Annotated in this window: 20 protein-coding genes; 13 read left to right on the top strand and 7 right to left on the bottom strand. The window is 46.5% G+C overall.

Features of this window, described 5'->3' with window-relative positions; all coding sequences use genetic code 11:
* Positions 1-254 precede the first annotated feature (254 nt).
* Positions 255-2,315 (top strand): glycosyl hydrolase 115 family protein, encoded by a 2,061-nt coding sequence (locus MKY24_RS17145; protein WP_339200494.1) that lies wholly within the window; start codon positions 255-257, stop codon positions 2,313-2,315.
* Positions 2,316-2,643: 328 nt separating this feature from the next.
* Here MKY24_RS17145 and MKY24_RS17140 read toward each other — a convergent pair whose 3' ends face one another.
* Complete coding sequence (locus MKY24_RS17140; RefSeq protein WP_339200492.1) at positions 2,644-2,931, bottom strand: hypothetical protein; 288 nt, start codon at positions 2,929-2,931, stop codon at positions 2,644-2,646.
* A gap of 90 nt (positions 2,932-3,021) precedes the next feature.
* Here MKY24_RS17140 and MKY24_RS17135 point away from each other — a divergent pair, with 90 nt between their 5' ends.
* Positions 3,022-3,900, top strand: coding sequence for a LysR family transcriptional regulator (locus tag MKY24_RS17135; RefSeq protein WP_068941452.1), 879 nt, complete (start codon positions 3,022-3,024; stop codon positions 3,898-3,900).
* 86 nt (positions 3,901-3,986) lie between these two features.
* Here the strand turns inward: MKY24_RS17135 and glpK are convergent, their stop codons facing one another.
* Genes glpK through MKY24_RS17115 form a run of 4 tightly spaced genes read right to left on the bottom strand, consistent with a single transcriptional unit; the run spans position 3,987 to position 8,818 of the window.
* Positions 3,987-5,504, bottom strand: a complete 1,518-nt coding sequence (gene glpK / locus MKY24_RS17130) for a glycerol kinase GlpK (protein WP_339200491.1) — start codon at positions 5,502-5,504, stop codon at positions 3,987-3,989.
* A gap of 12 nt (positions 5,505-5,516) precedes the next feature.
* Positions 5,517-6,452: a transketolase C-terminal domain-containing protein gene (locus MKY24_RS17125; RefSeq protein ID WP_023989377.1), complete on the bottom strand. Its 936-nt coding sequence runs from the start codon at positions 6,450-6,452 to the stop codon at positions 5,517-5,519.
* A 2-nt stretch (positions 6,453-6,454) separates the two neighbouring features.
* Positions 6,455-7,300 carry a transketolase gene (locus tag MKY24_RS17120; protein ID WP_023989376.1) on the bottom strand — a complete coding sequence of 282 codons (846 nt, stop codon included), beginning with the start codon at positions 7,298-7,300 and terminating at the stop codon, positions 6,455-6,457.
* Between the two features lie 54 nt (positions 7,301-7,354).
* On the bottom strand, positions 7,355-8,818 hold the full coding sequence (locus MKY24_RS17115) for an L-fucose/L-arabinose isomerase family protein (RefSeq protein ID WP_339200490.1): 1,464 nt from the start codon (positions 8,816-8,818) through the stop codon (positions 7,355-7,357).
* A 311-nt stretch (positions 8,819-9,129) separates the two neighbouring features.
* On the opposite strand from MKY24_RS17115, the gene MKY24_RS17110 reads away from it, so the two are divergent.
* The 11 genes from MKY24_RS17110 to MKY24_RS17060 all read left to right on the top strand — a co-directional run bounded on the left by MKY24_RS17110 (position 9,130) and on the right by MKY24_RS17060 (position 21,348).
* Positions 9,130-10,200 (top strand): LacI family DNA-binding transcriptional regulator, encoded by a 1,071-nt coding sequence (locus MKY24_RS17110; protein WP_339200489.1) that lies wholly within the window; start codon positions 9,130-9,132, stop codon positions 10,198-10,200.
* A gap of 42 nt (positions 10,201-10,242) precedes the next feature.
* The gene (locus tag MKY24_RS17105) at positions 10,243-12,192 is read left to right on the top strand and encodes a BglG family transcription antiterminator (protein ID WP_339200488.1); all 1,950 of its coding nucleotides are present in this window, start codon (positions 10,243-10,245) and stop codon (positions 12,190-12,192) included.
* 178 nt (positions 12,193-12,370) lie between these two features.
* Positions 12,371-12,730 (top strand): PTS lactose/cellobiose transporter subunit IIA, encoded by a 360-nt coding sequence (locus MKY24_RS17100; RefSeq protein WP_023989372.1) that lies wholly within the window; start codon positions 12,371-12,373, stop codon positions 12,728-12,730.
* The gene (locus MKY24_RS17095) at positions 12,727-13,026 is read left to right on the top strand and encodes a PTS sugar transporter subunit IIB (protein WP_023989371.1); all 300 of its coding nucleotides are present in this window, start codon (positions 12,727-12,729) and stop codon (positions 13,024-13,026) included. Before MKY24_RS17100 ends, MKY24_RS17095 begins: the two co-directional genes overlap by 4 nt.
* Before the next feature lie 44 nt (positions 13,027-13,070).
* Entirely contained in the window at positions 13,071-14,480 is a 1,410-nt protein-coding gene (locus MKY24_RS17090) for a glycoside hydrolase family 1 protein (RefSeq protein WP_339200487.1), read from the top strand.
* A gap of 45 nt (positions 14,481-14,525) precedes the next feature.
* Positions 14,526-15,830 carry a PTS transporter subunit EIIC gene (locus MKY24_RS17085; RefSeq protein WP_053325740.1) on the top strand — a complete coding sequence of 435 codons (1,305 nt, stop codon included), beginning with the start codon at positions 14,526-14,528 and terminating at the stop codon, positions 15,828-15,830.
* Positions 15,831-15,901: 71 nt separating this feature from the next.
* Positions 15,902-17,188, top strand: coding sequence for a DUF4038 domain-containing protein (locus MKY24_RS17080; RefSeq protein ID WP_075154429.1), 1,287 nt, complete (start codon positions 15,902-15,904; stop codon positions 17,186-17,188).
* A 123-nt stretch (positions 17,189-17,311) separates the two neighbouring features.
* Complete coding sequence (locus tag MKY24_RS17075) at positions 17,312-17,977, top strand: S-layer homology domain-containing protein (protein ID WP_023989367.1); 666 nt, start codon at positions 17,312-17,314, stop codon at positions 17,975-17,977.
* A 256-nt stretch (positions 17,978-18,233) separates the two neighbouring features.
* On the top strand, positions 18,234-18,902 hold the full coding sequence (locus MKY24_RS17070) for a uracil-DNA glycosylase (RefSeq protein WP_279832453.1): 669 nt from the start codon (positions 18,234-18,236) through the stop codon (positions 18,900-18,902).
* A gap of 16 nt (positions 18,903-18,918) precedes the next feature.
* Positions 18,919-19,341: a hypothetical protein gene (locus MKY24_RS17065; protein ID WP_071558504.1), complete on the top strand. Its 423-nt coding sequence runs from the start codon at positions 18,919-18,921 to the stop codon at positions 19,339-19,341.
* 120 nt (positions 19,342-19,461) lie between these two features.
* Positions 19,462-21,348, top strand: a complete 1,887-nt coding sequence (locus tag MKY24_RS17060) for an Ig-like domain-containing protein (protein WP_339200486.1) — start codon at positions 19,462-19,464, stop codon at positions 21,346-21,348.
* A gap of 69 nt (positions 21,349-21,417) precedes the next feature.
* On the opposite strand, the gene MKY24_RS17055 is transcribed toward MKY24_RS17060, so the two are convergent.
* Entirely contained in the window at positions 21,418-21,720 is a 303-nt protein-coding gene (locus MKY24_RS17055; protein ID WP_013310964.1) for a hypothetical protein, read from the bottom strand.
* Positions 21,721-22,107: 387 nt separating this feature from the next.
* Positions 22,108-22,302, bottom strand: a complete 195-nt coding sequence (locus MKY24_RS17050) for a hypothetical protein (RefSeq protein WP_013310963.1) — start codon at positions 22,300-22,302, stop codon at positions 22,108-22,110.
* Between the last annotated feature and the right edge of the window lie 54 nt (positions 22,303-22,356).

The raw sequence follows: 22,356 nt of genomic DNA, 5'->3' as shown, positions 1-22,356 counted from the left end.
AAGTCTCCTTTTTGCTGCACTTGAATCTTTAAGGGCAGTCTGTTTTTTGGAACATTTTTAGTGTAGCAATCAAGTCTTTCTTATTTCTCTCCTGTTCCTTACTTTTTTCTTTCTCGAATTAAGCTTCAACTCTCAAGTGATTTACCGAAAAAAAGCTATATTTACGTTGGAACAGCTTTATATGTATGTTGCCAACCTATAAAATAAAGACAAGAAGAATCCTCATAGTTGAAAAAAATAGGAGATGACAATAAATGAAAGCTTGTGAACCTCTAACTATTTCATCTGAAAGCGGATACAATCTTCAAACCGATGAGAGTGTGCCAATTGCCCACGCTTGGAACATGATTGCGCGAGATCATAAGCAAGTGTTTGGCCGCAAGCCATTGCAAACAGAAGTAGAGCCCTCGATCATTATCCGTTATGCGCAGGAAGGAGATAGCTGCCCGCATTGGCCAGAGGGCTATTGTCTGCGTTTTGTTGCTGGTAGCAAGGGAACGGTACTCCATATTATTGGCCGTGATGAATTAGGAATTATTTATGGACTGCTTCATTACAGCCGTTTCGCTCTGGGTGTGGAGCCGTTCTGGTTCTGGGCGGAGCTTCTCCCGCCTAAGCGGGATACCATCGTTTTGCCAAGTCAGAATGTTGACAGTATACCGTCCAAGGTCCGATATCGGGGATGGTTTGTCAATGATGAGGTATGCTTGATTGGCTGGAAGGAAGATTATCCACCAACGGAGCAGGTGTGGCAGCCCGTTTTTGAAGCGTTACTGCGGTGCGGTGGAAATATGGTGATTCCCGGAACCGATTTACCACGCACAGGTATCCATCATAAGCTTGCAGCAGACATGGGCTTATGGATCACACATCATCATGCCGAGCCGTTGGGGGCGGAAATGTTTTTGCGCGCCTTTCCGGGTAAACAAGCTAGCTACAGAGAGCATCCCGAGTTGTTTGAACAGCTGTGGCAGGAAGCGATTGAACGGCAGAAGGAAGAGAAAATTGTATGGGTATTGTCTTTTCGCGGGCAGGGTGACAAGCCTTTTTGGGAAGATGATCCTTCCTTTAATACGCCGGACAAACGCGGACAATTAATATCGTATGTGGTTCGCAAGCAGTACAATATGATCTGTGAATTTGTGGAGCAGCCCGTGTGCTGTATGGCGATGTATGGTGAGATTGCCGAGTTATACAAGCAGGGGCATATTGAAGTACCCGAAGGGGTGATCAAAATATGGGCGGACAATGGTTACGGTAAAATGGTATCTCGGCGCCATGGGAATCTTAATTATCGTGTACCAGCATTGCCTGAGGCGCAGGATGGGGGCAAGAATGGAGTATATTACCATGTGACCTTCCACGACTTGCAAGCGTCGAACCATCTTACCCAATTTCCCTCCTCAGCCAGCTTGATTGTAGAGGAATTAACATCAGCGTTTACTACAGGGGCGGACGAGTACCTGCTGGTCAATTCAGGTAATATTTTGCCACATGTATATACGCTGGATTTAGTAGCAAATTTATGGACGAAGGGTAACGTGGATACCGAAGAGCAGCTTACTGATTTTATCGGGCGGCTGTACAGTAGTCAGCTTCAAGAGATTTCCCAATTATACCGGGATTATTCCCGTTGCACTATCGTTTATGGCCCGCATAAGGATGATCGAGCAGGGGAGGAATTCTATCACCATCCGGCTCGGCAAATTATGGGGTATTGGCTACAAGGCAAAGAAAGCAGTGATGAACGGCTGTACTGGGCTACTGGAGAAAGGCCTTTTCCTGAACAGGTACGCTGGTTCAAGGAAAAAGCCGAGTTGGCAATCCCGGATTGGGTTGAACTACGAGAGCGGTGTCTACGAATCATGAAGCAGTTGCCTGAAGATGAATGTCGCAGGCTGTATAATCAACTGCTTGTGCAGATTGAACTGCATCTGAGTGGTTCACGTGGACTGGCAAGCTTATGTAGCGCTTATGGGCTGTTCCTTGAAAAAGATTACCCAAGAGCATTTATACAAGCTTCTCATGCCGTTTGGAGCTACCGGATGGGTAAAGAAGCGTTATCGCTCGCAGGAACTGGAAGATGGGAGCATTTCTACCGGGCAGATTGGTTAACCAATCTAGATAACACTATTTCTCATGCGGACACTGTGCGGAGATTTCTTCGTCTTCAGGGAGACAGTCCGGATATGTTCCTGTGGTCCAAACAATATTTAATGCCAGAAACAGAGAAATATATCTACCTGGAGAATACGCATCGCAAGCCCCTTCCCGATGATGAATTGGCACGCTGTCTGGAGAAGGTATTATATTAAAAGGATCTTAGAACTTCTATGACTTCTGATAAAAGAACCTTTCAATCCATGAAGTTAGATGGACAGGAAGGTTCTTTATAACCTGATCTACATATTCGTTGAGCTTCTTGCCAAGTGTGGATGTGATTCTCAGCCATCTAACCGTCAATGTTTTTATAGGGCAATAGGTATTTCTTGGGGGAGAACTCGTGATTCTTAGCACGCCACGAAACTATGAAGGCAAGTAGCATAAGAATCAGTAACGCTCACGGGAAAGAGCTGCTTCCAAGTGTCTCCAGAAGAATTCCGCCAAGCAAACCGCCTCCACCAATGGCCAAATTCCAAGCGGTTACAAGCATAGACTGTGCCACATCTGCGCTCTCACAAGGCAACAGTTAAATAGACAACAGGCAGGTTGGTGACTTCTGATTCCCAGCGCCAAAGATGCGATAGCGAAGCCGAAGGTACTCACAAGTACCAGTAGACGCAGCCAGCGGTCAATGAATACACCGATCAACCCGATTCCGGCAACCGAAGTTATTCCAAAAATAAGCAGCACCACATCTGTTTGGGAAGCCAGTCCAGCTTGATTTAGATAGGGAGCGATATAGGTGTAAAGAATATTATGCGCTAGCACCCAAATTAAAACGACAGTTAAAGGTATATTTGATATAACTGAAATACTATTATTTCATGGAGGGAATAACCGTATGGTTATAACGGGTGTATGTCTGTGAATATGAATCATCTTGAAGTGTTTATGAAGGTTGCGGAGAAAATGAATATGACGGAGGCTTCCAAAGCGCTGTTTATTTCCCAGCCTGCGGTTAGCAAGGCTTTGATCCAATTTGAAAATACTTTGCAGGTGAAATTGTTTATTCGCGACAAGCAGAATGGACTCGTACTGACCGAAGTGGGAAAAGAAATGCTGAGTCTGGCCAGACAAATGAAGGAAATCGAAGATAAAATGGTTCAGCTTGCGTGTCAGGAGAATAAGCTTTTACGCGGTAAAGTAAAAATAGGCTCCTTCCCGGCAGCCTCTACGAACTTGCTTCCAGAAGCGATCTGCTTATTCCGCTCCCAATACCCCGATGTCACCATTGAACTGATGGAAGGAAACTCGAATCAAATTAAACAATGGGTGGAGGATCGCACTGTTGAAATTGGAATAGTAGCTTCTCCTTTCGATCATTATGACGTCCATATTCTTGAACACGATTCCATGGTTGCTATCATGCCGGAGAATCATCCATTGCAAGCAGAACATGAGGTTTCTCTGGAACAGAACAGGAACGACCTTATCTTCTGTAAAGGAGGACATGAATCTGCTGTATTAAACACCTTGCATGAGCAGCAAATTCCTTTCCAGGAGAGTCTCACGGTCCAAACGGCTGAAACCTTAGTCCATATGGTCCAAAAAAAGTTGGGCATTGGCATTATATCGAAGTTTACGCTTTCCTCGGTGTCCCATACACTAATCGTTAAAGAGATCATTCCCCAAATTTCGCGGGATATCGGAATTATCGCGCATTCTTTTGATGAAGCGACCCCGGCAGCCCGTGAGTTTGTAAAAGCGTTGGGTCAGTTATATCGTTCGAGTGAGTAACTTAATAAAAGGGCCTTTGTAAAAGCAAGGGCCCTTTTTGTTTGGTTTGTATTGGGGAGATATGAGGAGTGGAGTACAGAGATTATTTATAAAACGGGAGATTCATGCTGTTGTTGCAATACAGACTGAACAGCCCGCTGCCAGCCAGTATAATATTTCTCTCTGGTAGCCTCATCCATCTTTGGTTCGTATGCTTCATACATTTTAAGATTGGAAGCGATTTGCTCTGGATCGGACCAAAAGCCTGTGCCGAGCCCACCGAGATAGACCGAACCCATGGCCGACAGCTCGGCACATGTGGATCGGGTCACAAGGTTGCCCAGAATATCGGCCTGAAATTGCATCAGCCAAGTGTTGGAGGAAGCCCCGCCGTCCGTGCGCAGGCCGACCAACTCAATCCCGGACTGTTCCTGAATAAACTCTATAGCGTCCCGTACTTGGTAAGCGATGCTCTCCAGCGCAGCCCGGACGATGTGTCCTTTGCCAGTTCCACGGTTCATACCGATAATTGCTGCCCGGGCGTAGGGATTCCAATAGGGAGCGCCCATTCCGACAAAGGCAGGCACAAGATAGACGCCATCGTTTGCAGGAACGCTTTCGACTAAGCGTTGCATTTCCTCAAAGGTAGAGAACAGTCCTAAGTTGTCCTGCGTCCATTTGATGCTGTCGCCTGTTGTCCGGATGATGGCTTCAAGCGCATACGTAACAGTTCCGCCGGCCCCCCAGGCGATAGCGGTTACAAGTCCGTCACCGCCATCCACCGGATGATTCCCTACGTTCATTAATACAGAGGTACCCGTGCCAAAGGTTGCTTTGGCTGTTCCGGGCTTGAAACACAGATGCCCATACAATGCCCCTTGTGAATCCCCAATGACGCCCGAAATCGGTATTTTCTCATTGAAAAGGTCGCAATCTGCCGTATATCCGAAAATTGCGTCGGATGGTTTAACCTCAGGCAGCAGGGAAGAAGGAACGGAGAACAGCTGGGCAAGCTCTTCATCCCACTCCAGCGTGTGGATATTGAACAGCGATGTACGGCTGGCATTTGTAAAGTCGGTTGTATGGTTTTTACCGCCGGTAAGCTTCCAGACCAGCCAACTGTCCATGTTCCCTGCAAGTAGCCTCCCTTCAGCCAGCAGGTTGGCAGCTCCTTCCGTATGTTCAATGATCCATTTGAACTTGGCAGCGGAGAAATAAGGGTCAAGCATAAGCCCTGTTTTGGCGTGGATGGTTCTTTCGTGGCCAGCTTGCTTCAGCTCGGCGCACAGGTCCGCCGTACGTTGGCATTGCCAGACAACAGCATTATATATTGGCTGACCAGTCGTCTTATCCCACACCAATGCCGTTTCGCGTTGATTGGTGATTGTCAGCGCAGCTAGTGCGGACGGGTGGACGCAGGCTTGCTCCAATACGCTGCGGGCCGTTATTTTGACATTTTCATAAATTTCGAGCGGATCATGCTCTACCCAGCCGGGATGGGGGTAATATTGCTTATGCTCCATCCCGCTGCGGGCGATTACTGTACCCTGATGGTTTACAAGGAGTGCTTTGGTGCCTGAAGTACTCTGGTCAATGGCCAATATATATTGTTGATTGTGCTCCATATGCTTCGCCCTCTACTTATTAATCAATTCGAATGCAATTTGTTTGATATTGTCACCCGTAATGCCGTAGTGGTGGAAAACTTCCGCCGATTTACCGGCAATCGCCGGCTCATCCGGGATGCCGAGCACTCTCATAGGAACCGGGTGATTCTGCACAACAACTTCTGCCACGGCTGCGCCGAGACCGCCGTAAATGCTATGTTCCTCAACGGTAATGATGCGTCCAGTTTCACGTGCAGCGGTAATGATCGCCTCTTCATCCAGCGGCTTGATTGTATGCATGTTGATTACCCGGGCGGATATGCCTTCGTCGTTGAGTGCCTTGGCGGCATCGAGTGCGATTCGCACGGTTTCACCGACACCAATAATTGTAACGTCGTTGCCTTCTCTCACAGTTATAGCTTTGCCTATTTCGAATGGGTAATCATCGGTTTCGTAAACGTCCTCAACGGGATTACGCCCGATTCGCACGTATACGCCGCCGTCATATTTTACAAGCGCTTCGGTCAGTTTCTTCGTTTCGTGACGATCAGCAGGCAGGACAATCGCCAGTCCCGGAATTGCCCGAGCTACTGCGATATCTTGCACGGAGTGGTGTGACATGCCAAGCGCCCCGTAGCTGACGCCTCCGCTAATGCCGATGAGCTTCACATTTGTCCGCGAATAAGCAACGTCAACTTTGACTTGTTCAATACTGCGCATACTGAGGAAGCAGGCTGGTGAAGTCACAAACGGTTTTTTGCCGCTGTGGGCCAGGCCTGCAGACATGCCTACGATATTCTGTTCGGCAATGCCGACCTCGACGAACTGCTGCGGGAACGTATTGGCAAAGGGAGCCATTGCAGCAGAACCGCGCGAATCGCTGGCCAGTACCATGATATCACGGTCGTCTTTGGCCAACTCCAGCAGTGTGTCACAGATTACTTGGCGATTAGGAATTTTATTCATGCTTAATGCACCTGCCCTTTCTGCGTCAATTCTTCGATCGTTGCCTTTAGCTCTGTGAGAGCCAGCTCCAATTCTTTATCATTAGGCACATGGTGATGCCATGCCGGGACATTTTCGGCGAACGATACGCCTTTGCCCTTGGTGGTATTGGCCATAATTAACGTTGGCTTTCCGGCTACTTCAGGGGCGGACCTGAATGCCTTAAGCAATTCTTCCATATTGTTGCCGTTGATAGAGACGACGTTCCAGCCGAAGGCAGTCCACTTCTCTTCCAGCGGCTCCAGTCCCATGACTTCTTCGGTAGCACCGCTGATCTGGAGTCGGTTGCGGTCGATAATGCCGATCAGGTTATCCAGCTTATAATGAGAGCCTGCCATAGCGGCTTCCCAGTTGGACCCTTCGGCCTGTTCGCCGTCTCCCATTAAACAAAATACACGGTAAGGACGGTCATCCCGCTTGGCAGCTAGTGCCATGCCTACGGAAATGGGCAGGCCGTGGCCGAGGGCCCCGGTGTTCATTTCAATCCCTGGAACCTTGTTGTTCGGGTGGCCAATGAGTCGGGTGCCGAACTGGCTATAGGTCTCCAGCTCTTCTTTTGGGAAAAAGCCCCGGTCGGCCAGAATGCACCATAGAGATTCTACGGAATGCCCTTTGCTGGCGATAAAGCGATCACGGTCATCCCATTTTGGATTAGCAGGATCAACGTTCATGATTTCATAATATAAAGCCGTTAAAATGTCTGTATTGCTCAGCGATCCCCCCGTATGTCCCGTTTTGGCGCGGTGAATGATGGTTAGCAGGTCCATGCGGATTTGTGCGGCTTTTACTTTCAGTTCCTGGATTTCCATAATGTCCTCCTCAAGATAGGTATTAAAGGGATGGGCTTTGTCGCTTTAGACGTCTCAAACGTGAAGGTTCGGGCGCTTATTACGGGCGAGATCGGATCCTCTAAGCCAGCTTTGAATTTCCTGTTCCGTGGGATCGACCGGATCAGGCGTCAGGCCGGGTATATAATTGCAGGCCTCATAAATGGCCGGGATCACATTGGCGTGGATACCTACGGAATGATGGACGTAAGGCCCTTTTACGAGTTTTTCCTCCCACAGCGGCCAATCGTTTACTTCCACCCATACGTAGGAGCCGCGGGTATAAGGACCTTCAATACCCCGGGCACGCCCGAGGAACATGGAGTACTCACCGTGGTCGCCGTCAAATCGGGCAATGGTCATACCGCCACCGCGGATTTCGCCTTCATGAGTTCCGGGAGAATGGTCGTCGAAGAGAAAATGTTTGCGTAACTTCGGTTTGTTCTCTACGGAGAGCGAGACCGGGAAATTGCCACAGTGGAAGAGAAGTTCGCCGTTATCATTCTCAGGATGTCGAACAGTAATATCTGCGAAGAAGGTTGGCAATGTGTTCATGGAGGCAGCCTGTACCATAATGGAAGTAATGGCTCCATGGATATCTGTTTCACAAGTAACCGGAATTTGTTCGTCAGTCAGGATTGCATTGGCCAGACACGGCATAATAGATATGGCATCCTGCAAAGAGGACCAGCACTGAATTGCGATAGCGCTGCTTCCCGTCTCACGGGCGAAGGATTTCATGGCGACCTTTAAAGCGGCTATCCGTCTTACATCATCTTCGGTCACTTCACTGTAATCGAGTTTTTCTTTAATGTAATCCATCGTTTCCAGAAGCTCTGAGCTATTGCTGGAGGCGATTTTTTTGGTTCTAATCTGAATGTCGACAATGGTAATGGGATGAATCTCAATGCCGAAGCGTTCCAGCAGTTCGCCTTCATTGCACATCATCGTCCAGAATGAAGCGGGGCGGGGGCCAATCTGGAGAATGCGTAAGCTCTTGAATTGGCGCACGACGTTGGCGGCCGCCACAAAGTTGGTAAAGCCTCTTTCGAAAACCGGATCATTCACCCAACTGTTCGTTACATAGGTGAAGGGAACGTTGAATCTTCGCAGCACTTTACCTGTGGCGAAAATACCGCATTGGGTGTCGCGAAGGCGCATGCCGTCCGCAAGCGGCGCTTCATCCCGCGGTCCCCACAGCAGGACAGGCTTGCCGAGCGCCTTGCCTACACGAGCTACAGTATCTTCTGTACCAAAGTTGCAATGTGGGAAAAAAACAGCGTCGACTTCTTCTTCTTTGAATCGCTTTGCAATTAAATCCGCGTTTATATGGTCGTCATACAGCAAGCCTTCCTCATTAAGGCCCTCCAGGTCTACAATGTCGATATCCATGCCAAAACTCTCAATTTTCTTGCGAATTTCCACTTTGTACTTAAAGGCGTCGTCGGCGCTGAACGTAAATCGGCGCGTCGGAGCATAACCCAACTTTAATTTCTTCATGATCATGTCTCCTCTGTACTTGAATAAACAACATTTGCTGAACAAAATAGAATAAATAAACTAAACAAAACCAAATTAGTTTAGTTGTAAAAACTAAATTCAATGACTATTTCTATGTCGAGGCCATAGTAACATCGAATTAAAACGGTGTCAATTAATTATTTAGTGATATTTAGTTATAAAAACTAAAAAAATAACTAAACAAATATAAATAAATTCAGCTAATTATTGCATCGCATCTCAAATCGGTGTAAACTTCATTTATTCACTTCACTGCTGTGTTCATCTTATTTAGAATGGAGAATTAGGGCATGAAAATGGAAGACATTGCCAAGCTGGCCAACGTATCCAAATCAGCTGTTTCACTGGCCTTCAGCGGCAAGCCGGGTATTGGCCCGGATACGCGTCAACGTATTCTCCAGGTAGCCCACGAGGCAGGATACAGTCCCAAAAGCAAGACGATAACGGCTTCAAGAAGTGATAAGTCCTTGCTTTTTCTCGTGTGTACAAATTCGGGCATTGTCCTTGAGGAATACTATCAACAGCCATTTTTTAAAGAATTAATCCAGTTTATTGAGGAACGTTGCCGACAAAAAGGGTATTCGTTGATCTTCTCGACGGTCGACGTAGAATTTTTCCAGAGGGATATCCAGATGGTTGCAGAGGAGAAACGCAGTGCAGGCACCATTGTTCTGGGAACCAATCTGACCCGTGAGCAGATCAGTGATATTCATGGCAAGCTGCCGAATCTGATTGTGCTGGATACCTGCTTTGATACGCTTCCCGTACAATTTATCCAGATTAATAATGTTATGGGTGCTTATCAGGCAGGAGCTTATTTATGCGACATGGGTCATACCTCAATCGGTTATATTGCTTCAAATGTACGAATTCATAATTTTGAGGAACGTAAACGCGGATTTTTGGCGGCACTCATGGAACGGGGGCTGAAGATTCCGGAGGCACAAATGCTGGCTGTAGCGCCAACCATTCTTACTTCGCAGGAGGATCTGAATCGGCAGTTAACCGTTTATCTGGAGAGTGGGAAAACTTTGCCGACGGCCTGGTTCTGCGAATGCGACTATATTGCTATCAGCGCTATGAAGACCATGAGCGAGCTTGGCATCCGGGTGCCGCAGGATACTTCAATTATCGGCTTTGACAACATTACGGAATCGGTCATTGTTACGCCGGAGCTAACGACCATTCATGTAGAAAAAGAAAGAATGGCCGTTCTGGCTGTCGATCTCCTGACCGATACTATTGAGCAGGGAACGCAGGTTACAGCAAAAATCACAGTGGATACGAAATTTGTAGAGCGCAATTCCTGTGCTGCTCCTGCCACTTTCGTACCTAAAGGCGAGCTAACCGAGCAGGCCTGAGTAGAGGATAGATTTTGACAAAAGAACGGGGGGTCACCTTGAATGAATACGCGAATGGTTTCGATTCTACAGCATTTGCTGGCTGCGGACACTCCTGTCAACAGCGAGCATCTGGCAAAGTTGATCCAGGTTACTTCACGTACCGTACGTAGCGATATCAGAGAACTGGATGAATTTCTGGCCAAGCATGGAGCATCGATTCAGCCTGTTCGTTCAAGGGGGTATGAACTGAAAATCACGGACGACCGCAGCTTTCGTACGCTCCTACAGCAGTTGTTCCTGTATAACGAACCGGATGATCTCAATTCTCCTGAATACCGACAGCGTTATTTAATCTCGCGCCTCCTGCTTACAGAAAATTATTTGAAGCTCGAAGAGTTGGCGGATGAGTTATACATTAGCAAATCCACCGTACAAAATGATTTCAAAGAGGTTAAGCATATGCTACAGGCTTACGGAATCGGCATTGATAAGCGCCCGAATTACGGTGTCAAGCTGAGGGGCGACGAGGTTCGCTTACGTTTCTGCATGTCTGAATTCATCGTCAACCGTTCTGAAGAAGAAAGGGCTGGGGGCGTGGAGGCCGCATCGAGAATGGTTACCCCTTGGGAAATGACACTCATTCGAGGTATTATTCTGGAGCAAATCCAGAACCACGGGGTCACTTTGTCGGATGTTGCCTTCAACAACCTGTCCATTCATATCGCTATAGCTTGCAAGCGTATTCGCGATGGGAACCGGGTCGCGATGCTTTCCGATGAAAGGGAAGATTTTCGGGCTACCGAGGAATTTCGAGCCGCTGAACATATTGTTAGCCACATTGAAAAGCAAATGGATTTGACCTTTCCGGAGGATGAGGTTGCTTATATCGCCATGCATCTGGCCGGGAACAAGTGGTTTGAGGGAGTTACGGAGCAACAGACAGAAGAGACAGGGCCTCAGAAGCTCTTGGATCGGGGAATTTATGAGCTTGGCAGAGAAATGCTGGCTGAAATTGACAGGGGCTTTAACCTGAATATCAGCCGGGATCAAGAACTGTTAATGGGCATATGTCTTCATCTGAAATCGGCGCTAAACCGCGTAAAATATAGGATGAATATCCGTAATCCGATGCTGGATCATGTGAAGAATAATTATCCTTTGGCTTTTCAGGCGGGGGTCATAGGTGCCAAGTTAATCGAGAGCAAACTGAATTTGACCATACCAGAGACAGAAATGGGTTATTTGGCGATTCATATCGGGGCCGCCATGGAAAGGCAGCAGATGAACAACAGACCTAAACGCTGCCTTGTCGTATGCACTTCGGGTGTTGGAAGTGCCCGCTTGCTGTATTACAAGCTACGTAGCAAGTTCGGTGAAAGGCTTGAGGTTGCTGGCACGACCGAGTATTACAAGTTGCAGCAGGTTCCTTTGCATGGCATTGATTTTGTGGTAAGCACAGTTCCAATCCCGCAGACATTATCCGTTCCGGTCGTGGTAGTTCAGACTCTGCTTGGCGGCGGTGACATCGATAAGATTGAAGAGCTGCTGACGGATGAAAACGAATTTACTTTCCGCTACATTATGGAAGAGCTTGTATTTCTGAGACATAACTTTACTACAAAAGAAGAGGTTATTACTTTTTTGGGAGAAAGAATGCATGCTTCCGGATTGATCCGCTCTTCCGAGGGATTCATCGGATTGGTGATGGAAAGGGAAAATGCTGCTCCTACGGCTTACGGAAATCTGATAGCCATTCCTCATCCTATTATTCCGCAAAGCAACCGGACGGTATGGGCGGTCTGTACACTGAAATCTCCCATAGATTGGTCCGGCAAGCCCGTGCAGTTCGTCTGCCTGCTCAGTATTAACAAAAACGGCGACGAGCCTCCGGCGAAAATGTATAAGCATCTGATGGGACTACTCGACGACTCGGATATTATCCAGCAAATGCTGGAATGCAAAACCTACGGGGATTTTGCTCAAATTATTGTCAAACATAAACTGTATTAAAATAAAGCTCTGCACGACATCTGCTTGGATTTTGAACAAGCATCGTGCAGAGCTTCTCTATTTTTTTCCATTGTAAGCATTTCCGCTTCTAGTGGAAAAGGGTTGCGTTTAGAAGTCGGCAAGAATCGTATACACTGAATCTGTAAGCTAAAGAGATGAAATGCATGAGGTGAATTCAATGGATGAGTATCAGGAAATCATAATGGGACTTATAACAAATTCGGGTATTGCGAAGAGTAAAGCTATGGAAGCTATCAGCTTTGCCGAGAAGGGTAATGCGGAGCAGGCAGCAGAATGTCTTGAAGAATGCAAGAACGAGCTGGTCCAAGCGCATAAATCGCAGACGCGACTGATCCAGCAGGAAGCGGGTGGGACAGCTCATGAAGTGACACTGCTAATGGTGCATGCACAAGACCATCTCATGTCTGCCATTACGACCAAGGATCTGGCGAGACATATCGTGGAACTTTACAGCAGATTGAACCGTTACGAAGCAACAGTATCCATCACACCATTATCGGGGAGGAATAACCAATGAAACAAATTACGCTTGTATGCGCAGCAGGGATGTCTACAAGTATGTTGGTACAAAAGATGCAGAAGGCTGCACAGGCTCAAAATGTTGAGGTTGAAATCAGAGCTACTTCCGAAAGCTCTTTTAAAGAGTATGCGGACAAAACGGACGTATTGCTGATAGGACCGCAGGTTGGCTACTTGGAAGACGATTTTAAAACCAAATACGAGCCTAAAGGCATCAAGGTAAGCGTAATCGACAGAATGGATTATGGCATGATGAATGGTGAAAAAGTACTTGCCGAAGCCTTAAATCTATAATCGTCTGTACATATAGATCAACACTTTTTCATTGGAGGTGTTAAATGAAATATCATGAATTGAAAGCGTTTGATTCCAATTTTCTATGGGGTGGATCGACCTCGTCCTATCAGTTTGAAGGAGCATGGAACGAGGACGGAAAAGGGCCGTCTGTTATTGACACCCGTCCGCCCCGGGAAGAGATCACTGATTATAAGGTGGCAAGCGATCATTACCATCACTATAAGGAAGACATTGCCTTACTGGCGGAAATGGGCTTTAAGGCTTATCGCTTCTCGGTGGCCTGGACCCGCATTTATCCGCAGGGAACAGGGGAATTGAATCCGAAAGGCATACAGTTTTACAACCATTTAATTGATGAGTTATTAAAATACGGGATCGAACCGATCGTGACCATGTATCATTTTGATCTTCCGGCAGCTTTGGAAAAAGAAGGCGGATGGTCGAACCGTAGTACAATCAACGCATTTGAAACGTATGCGAAGACATTGTTCGAACACTTTGGGGACCGGGTGAAATATTGGTTAACTATTAACGAACAAAACATGATGATTTTGCACGGTTCCGCTTTGGGAACGTTGGACCCGAACCTGAAGAATCCGAAAAAGGAATTGTATCAGCAAAATCATCATATGCTTCTGGCTCAAGCCAGGGCGATGATTCTGTGCAAAGAAATGTTACCTGAAGCTAAAGTGGCACCGGCCCCTAACATCTCGTGCGTATATCCAGCGTCTTCGCGTCCGGAAGATGTGCTGGCGGCTGATAACTTCAACGCAATCCGCAATTGGTTATACCTTGATATGGCGGTGTTTGGCCGTTACAATACGCTGGTCTGGAGTTACTTCGAGGAAAAAGGCTATACGCCTGAGATTCAAGAAGGGGATATGAGCATTCTGGCCGCCGCGAAGCCAGACTTTATCGCTTTTAATTATTACAGCTCTGCAACGGTCAAAGCCAGTACCCAGAATTCGGTAGAAAAAGGCGGGATGGGAGATCAGCAAATCTCAGTTGGAGAAGTGGGTGTTTTTGCTGGGAGTGGAAATGAGTATCTGGAGCGAACGGAGTTCGGCTGGGGAATTGATCCGGCAGGCCTGCGTGTTACTCTTAGGAAGATCTATGACCGCTACCAGCTACCGCTGATCATTACCGAGAATGGACTGGGGGCTTTTGATTCCTTGGAAGAGGGCGATGTTGTAAGAGATGATTACCGCATCGATTACTTGCGCAAGCATATCGAGCAATGCCAGCTGGCTATTACGGACGGAGTGGAGCTGTTTGGTTATTGTCCTTGGTCCGCAATTGATCTGGTCAGCACCCACCAGGGAGTAAGCAAACGTTACGGATTCGTCTATGTTGACCGGGATGAGTTCAACCTGAGACAATTGCGGCGGATTCGCAAGAACAGCTTCCATTGGTACAAAAATATGATTTCCTCAAATAGAAGCGCTCTCTAGATTATTGTTCAACAGATGAAACTCTAAAACAGGAGTTGAAGGAATATGGCTAACGAAAAAAAACTATCGCATAAATTGCAAAGATACGCTGGGAAAATTCAGCAAAATCGCTATATGAGCGCTATATCAAATGGACTGATGTCCACCCTTCCTTTTTTGATTATTGGAGCATTTTCGACGCTTTTCTCCGCACTTGCCTGGGAGCCTTACCAGAACCTCATCGCACCCATCAAGGGTATTATCGGATTAGGATCGACGATGACAACTGGCATCGTCGCCCTCTATGCAGTCTTCTTCATTGCCTACAGACTGGCGCAAGCTTTTGACAAGGACCCACTGGTTCCCGCAGCAACGGCACTGCTCTCGTTTCTTATTTTGACGCCGATCCAAACATTCGATAAAGTCCGGGCGCTTCCACTTCAGTGGCTCGGTGCGCAGGGTTTGTTTGTCGCCATGTTGGTTGGCTTGCTCGCTTCCCGATTGTATATCTGGATTGTCGATCGCAACTGGACCATTAAAATGCCCGAAGGAGTACCGCCTACCGTTGTCAAAACATTCTCAGGATTAATTCCGGCGATACTCGTAGCTATGGTATTCGTTATCGTTTCCGGTCTATTCATGCATACGTCATTCGGTACGGTCCATGAGTTTATTTATACCTATCTGCAAGTGCCACTGGAAGGACTGGGTGGATCACTGGGGGCTATGATTGTCGCCCTCATCATTATGCAGGTGCTCTGGATGTTCGGAATCCACGGTGCAATCGTAACGCTTGCCATCGTCAAACCGATCTGGATGAGCCTGGATCTTGCCAATCTCGACGCTTTCCAGGCGGGAGCTCCGCTACCGAACATTATCGGGCTGGCTTTCTGGTATATCTTCTCAAACTATGCGCCGATGCTGGGCTTCGCTCTCCTGCTGGTCTTCTTGGCCAAGAGCAAGCAATTACGCACGATTGGCAAGCTCGGCCTTCCGGGGACTTTCTTCTCGATTCACGAGCCACTCAATTTCGGAATTCCAGTTGTTTTGAATCCGCTCCTGGCTATTCCGTTTATCAGTTCTCCTATCGTCTGCGCCGTCCTCGGTTATTTTGCAACAACTGCGGGCTTGCTGCCTGCGCCCATCGGAATTTACCCGGCATTTGGCACTCCGATTTTTGCTCTGGGCTTTATTGAGGGGAGCTGGAGACTTGCAGTTGCACAGCTTTTGCTCATTCCCGTTTGTATGCTGATTTACTATCCGTTTTTTAGAACGCTTGATAAACAAGCGTTGAACAGGGAACGCGAAGCACAGGAAAAGTCAGAGCAGGAGGGAACGGCTGGAGCCCAAGCTAGTATCGTTACTTCATAAATGAGCAATAAAAGGGAAAGCGGCGAACTGTTCGCCGTTTTCTGTCATTACAGCAATAAGGGGGATGCCGTATGATAAAGCTTGGCATAGCGGAGAATAAACGTTACTTTGTCAATGAAGGAGTTCCATTTTTCTATCTGGCGGATACCGTCTGGAGCGCATTTACCAACATCTCACTGGAGGAATGGGCTGATTATCTTGACTACAGAAGTAGCCAGGGGTTTAATGTTCTGCAAATCAATTTGCTGCGGCAGTGGGATGCCAGCGGCAGTGATTTGGATTACGAACCGTTCGAACGGATTGAGGACGGGAGCTACGATTTTTATTCGCTGAATCCAGACTATTTTGACAGGGCGGAGACAATGGTCGAGATGGCGGTGAGCAAGGGATTTGTACCCGCGCTTGTTTTGCTTTGGTGCAATTATATCCCGGATACATGGGCGGCCAAGCTTCGTGATGAGAAAAAGATGCCTCTGGAGGCGGTAGAACCGTATGTGCGTTACGCGGCAGACCGATTCTCAAAGTATCACCCTATCTATATTGTGAGCGGGGATACCGACTTCCCGTCAGAGCGAGCGAACGAGTATTACCGCACCACACTTCACGTTGTGAAGACACATAGTCCGGAGTGTTTGACTACTCTCCACATTCAGGGGAGACTGGCGGATCTGCCGGATGAGTTCATTAACGATCCTAATTTGGACTTTTACATGTACCAATCAGGTCACAATTCGCAGTTTCAGTCCAAGGCCTACACCTTGGCGTTGGACTTCTACAACAAGCGGGTAACACGGCCTGTGCTAAACTCGGAACCTTGCTACGAGATGATGGGATACAGCCGGAGAGAATACGGTCGTTTCGGCCGTGCCGACGTGCGTAAAGCTGCATGGCAAAGTCTTTTGTCCGGTGCGGAAGCCGGCGTAACCTACGGAGCACATGGAATATGGAGCTGGCACAAAAAAGGGAAACGCTTTGGAGTTACCGGGGAAGGTTTTGATAGCCCCTATGAATGGCAGGCTGCCCTTAAATTTGAGGGAGCGTGGGATTATGGATTCGCGAAGTGGCTGTTCCAGATGTACGGACTGGTAGATTTGCAGCCTTGGAACATAGTACTTAAAAACACGGAAGAGATTCGAGTTGCCTCAACCAGAGGCTTCGAAAAAATTGCTATTTATGTGCCGGTGAACACGGTCCTGAAGCTAGACGCCGATCTCAGAGAATATGACTTTACGATTATCGACCTGGAATACCGCCGATTTGCAGCAGCTTCGGTAGCGTTTCAGGGCAATGTAACGGTTATTGATATGCATAATTTTGAGGGGGATGTCATCGTGATTGGCGTGAAAGATAAGAATTGAGCATTCGGGCAATCTTCATTCAAATCTCTGTTAGATATCGCTTGCAACCTTTCCATCCTGAACTACGTCAAAGAGGTTGTTAATGGCCAGGCGGCCTAATTCAACTACAAGGTGGAACTTGACATGAACATGAGAAAAAGTGCATTTGCAGCCATTACAACTGTAGCCATTTTGTCCTTCTCCGTTGGAGGTCAAATGTCTGCGGCAGACCGTCAATTCAAGGATTTGGACAACGTAAGCGGCAAAGAAAAAATTATATCCCTTAAAGATCAGGGTCTGCTCAAAGGTGCCTCTGACACGCAGTTTCTCCCGTCATCTAAAGTGACCGCTGCCCAGGGCATTCAGTTGATCTCCGGCGGACTCCAGCTCAGTTTGGCCGCTATTGATTTTAATAAGGCGCCACAGGCCAGCGGACTGTTTACCCATGTTAAGGATACTGCATGGTATGCCGAAGCCTTTATCAACGCTCATTATAATGGTGTGGTTATTCCAAAGGATATCGTTCCTTCAAAAACCCTGACTAAGGAAGAGTTCACCCACATGCTGATTCAGGGCATGGAAAAAGCAGGCGCTCTTCCGATGATTAAAATCGCACCTGCGAATATTGCGGATGACAGCGAACTGGAGCCTTCTTACCAAGGTAGCATTCAACGCTCGCTAGTCTACAAGGTCAATACCTTGGATGCAAGTGAAAAGTTTCATCCAAAAAGCGAGATTACACGTGCCGAAGCTGCTGTTATGTTATATAATGCATTGGAATACCTGAATGCTCATACAAAATCGTCATAAATACAGCAATTAAGAGCTTTTCTTCTGAGAGAATTAAGCTTTCAGTTACTTGACATCATTATCGTTAATGTTATAATAAGGAAATCGAATTTAGACCTGCGGTAGCTGATTACCGTAAGGATATTTTCCTGGTCCTTCGGCATATAACACAGGTAACGAATAAATAAGCTGGCTCCGGATGAGGAGTTCAGCTTATTTTTTTGGATCAAAAAGCTTACCGTTTTCACAGATCTACATATTGAGAGGAGACAGGGGTATGTTTGGAAATGACTGGGATGATGTACTACGAGAAGAGGTCGAAAAGCCATACTTTAATGAATTAAGGTATACGTTAGCCAGAGAGTACAAGTTACATAAGGTATATCCTCCAAAAGAAGACTTGTTTTCCGCACTTAAATTAACGCCATTTCATCTGACCAAAGCGGTTATATTGGGACAGGACCCCTATCATGGAGAGGGACAAGCCCACGGCTTGAGCTTTTCCGTAAGACCAGGTGTGCGTACACCGCCGTCTCTGCAAAATATATATAAAGAGTTGCGTGATGATATTGGCACTCCTATTCCCAATCAAGGATACCTCGTTCCTTGGGCTGAGCAAGGTGTGCTGCTGCTAAACAACGTGTTAACCGTGCGTGAAGGACAACCGCAATCTCACCAGGGAATAGGTTGGGAACGTTTCACGGATGCTGTCATTGAAGCGATTAATGAACGTGAGCAGCCAGCAGTGTTTATTTTGTGGGGAAGCCATGCTCAGAAAAAAGCAAGCTTCGTGAATACCAGCAAGCATTTGGTGCTGAAATCCGTTCATCCAAGCCCATTGGCGGCTCACAGAGGCTTTTTTGGCAGCAAGCCTTTTTCGCGTACCAATGCATTTTTGCAGGAGCATGGAATGGAGCCTATTCGGTGGGAGATTCCTAACCGCTAGCACTGGAGGTGAGGACATGCGTCAGTGGAAGGGACGTCAGGTCATTTTATATCACGGCAACAACGGTCATACCCAGAAGGTGCGCGGCACGCTTGAAAAATGGGATGATATACGAAAGTGTGTTATTTTAGGCCCGAAAATGCTGGCTATTCCTTTTGAAAATATTACGCATATTACCATGCTTCCTCCGGGGCGTGAGCGTAGAAGCCGCCATCCGGCGAAGCTGAACGCTATCGGTTATGTAATGAGCGTTCCGTTACAGTTTGATAATGCCATTCATTTTCAGTCGGCGGTGACGATTTGGAGAGAAGATCAGCTGATTGCTTATAATGTAAAGCTGGTTAGTCACTCGGCACACAATGTAATCCTTGAAGATGGACAAACCTTATCTAAAGAAGAGCATCTGTTTGTGGTAAGGTCACTGCGTGGAGAACTTTAACTGTAATTATTCACCTTTTTTTGATGAAGGGTTCAATTTAGTAAGCTGCTAACCGATAAAAGTAATGGGATTGTTAATTATATCCTATTTTATAGAGATGAAACTAAGGGAGAGAAACGAATGGAGCGTATGAAACGTATGAGCAAACGGAGTACCTTCTTACTTGCTTTGCTGATGTTTGTATTTGCAGCATGGCCAGCGGGTTTGATCCGGGCTGAGGAGAGCACGACTTCCACGGTACAGTGGGACAGTCAAAATCCGACTACATTGAATCTGGGTGGAAGCCCCGCTCAATTAAAAGTGTGGTCATTGACAGAAAAGGGCAAAGAAGATGTTACACAAAAAGCAGAATGGATCTCTGGGGATTCAAGCATTTTAAAGGTAGATAAGGGACTCATTACTCCTGTGTCAAAAGGGCAGATTAAGATTGTTGCCACATATGAGCAGCAAACGGTAAGTACAACGATTACAGTAAAATCGCCTTACAGCAAGCTGCAATTAAATCCGTCTAGTCCCATTAATTTGACGATTGGTGGAGAATCAAAGCAATTGACTGCTCAAGGTGTACTTACTGGAGGTGGGACGGAAAATGTATCCGGTGTCGAATGGACTTCTTCGAATGCGGCTGTTGCTACCGTTGAAGATGGTCTGGTTCGTCCACTTGCCAAAGGCGTGACTTACATTAAAGCAAGCAAAGATGAACTCAAAGCACAAACGATTGTGTATGTGCGTTCTTCTTCACAGGCATTAGTATTGAATGCAACTGGGTCCAAATCGGTCTTTCTGGGTAGCTCTCCAATTCAGGTTAGTGCAACCGATGTCAACCTGACTGGCGGCAAGACAGATGTGACCAACACGGCAGAATGGACTTCCTCCAATCCGTTGGTTGCCACAGTCGAGCAAGGTAAAATCACACCGATGGATGCAGGCAATTCGACGATTACAGCGTCCTATCACGGTTTGAGCAAGACTCTGAAGATTAATGTACTTCCGACGGTTGAAAAACTGGTTTCAAGCAAAGCCAGTCTGACTCTCGAAACAGGAGGCAAAACTTCTCTTCCGAGTATATCTGCTTATTTGGTCAATGGGGCTAAAAAAGCAGTTCAATCCGATGTAAAATGGAGCTTAAGCAGTGAAAGTGCAGTTAAAATAGCAAATGGTAAGCTGATTGCAGTGAACCCAGGCAGTGCAACATTGACAGCAACGGTAGGTGCACTCAAACTGGATATTCCAGTGACTGTGCAATACAAAGTGCTCAAGCTGACCGCTTCTGAGAAAAAATATGTATTGGTTGCAGGCCAAGAAGCAAGTATTCCGACAGTAAAAGCACACATGGCTGGTGGCGGAATCCTGGATGTTACCAATCAGGTAAGCTGGGTAGGTACAACAGCCGCAGTTACAGTAGCAAATGGTAAAGTAAAAGCGGTAAATGGCGGTAACTCTGGAATCAAGGCTATGTATATGAACAAATATGTGAAAGTACCTGTCATTGTGGAAGGAGCCATTTCTACATTGACACCAAGCTTTTCGAGTGCTGATATGAATTTGAAAGGAAGTAAGTCCATCAAAGTCATCGGCATATATATGGATGGTAAAAAAGCTACGCTGAGCAGTAAAGTGAAATGGACATCATCGAATGCTTCCGTAGCGATCGTAAAAGGCTCTTCCATTAAAGCCGTTGGAATTGGAACAGCAACAATTACGGGCACATATCAAGATAAGTCGTTTAACGTTGAGATCAAGGTCACACCTAAGCTGCTCAAACTGGTATTGAGCAATAAAAACCTGAAGCTGCCTAAAGGCTCCTCTCAAGTGCTTAGTGTGAATGCAGTTTATGATTCAGGCGCTACTACCAATGTGACAAGCTCAGCGGTATGGACATCTTCCAAACCGTCGATCGTACAGGTTACTGGCGGTCAGGTGAAGGCGATTGATACCGGAAGTTCCAGTATCAAAGTAGTCTATGGTGGTAAGACTGTAGCGACATCGGCCAGAGTGTTAAAATAGTCTACGTATATTGCCACATCCACTTATACAAAATAACCCCCGGTCCAAAGACCGGGGGTTATTTTCAGCTTATTCTACGCCGTCCTGATAATGATTTTTCCAGTGCTTATCGCCTTTGTGTGCGAAGTCTTCAACTGTCTTTTCCAAAGTAGCTACCAGTTGGGCTTTAATCTCAGAAATTGTGTCTCGGAACAGTCTTTCTTCCGTACCATTGATTTTTTCACCATATAGAGCCTGAGCGGCTATAAATTGACGATGTTGCTCCACAAAACTGTCAATCGAATGCAATGCATGCTCCACGTATTGGGAAATGCTATGATGCTCGTTAGGCAGTTGCAATTTTAATTCATGAACTCTGTTTAATAATGCCATGATGATCACCTCGTGCGTTTTGTTATGTCAATAATTATACATTATTTTCGGAAAACTTTCATTAAATTTTGATTAAAATGTGACTTTTATTATGTCATGATTGCATTTTCACTGGTGATCAGGCCTAATTTTCGGAATTATTTCATTCTTTCCTTTGTGTCGTGATTTTAAAATTTAATATATATGACACGAAGATGATATAAGAGTAAGCTGCGACAGCTGTCTTTCTGACATGTTATAATGGGGGGAAAGCCCAGTAGGAAAGGTTGTCAGTATGGTATGAAGCTTTTTAAAGGTTTATTTTGGGGGATTCTGATCAGTCTTCTCCTGTGGTGTGCCTTGTTTGGGCTTGTCCGCTGGATGTCTCATTAAGTCGCTTCCTGTATCTTATACAATAACTCTTGCGACTGTATCCACGTCATTAACGGAAATCGTATATACGTGTTCGTCATCATAGAGCTTGAATTGCTGAGTTTCTTGGTCAGATAGGAGCTTAGGCCAGCCAATTACGGTACTTCCATTCAGTAATCGGATTACAACGGCTTGCATTTGGCTCACGGCCAGTTTGATCTCATCGTTCATTCGTACAACCTCCTCTCTATACTATTTGTCGTCGAATATTCAACCTTTTTTTAT

The organism is Paenibacillus sp. FSL P2-0322, from assembly GCF_037975315.1.
GTDB classification, from domain to species: domain Bacteria; phylum Bacillota; class Bacilli; order Paenibacillales; family Paenibacillaceae; genus Paenibacillus; species Paenibacillus polymyxa_B.
The sequence above is the reverse complement of the archived record's forward strand: the minus strand, read 5'-3'. Positions and strand labels throughout refer to the sequence as shown.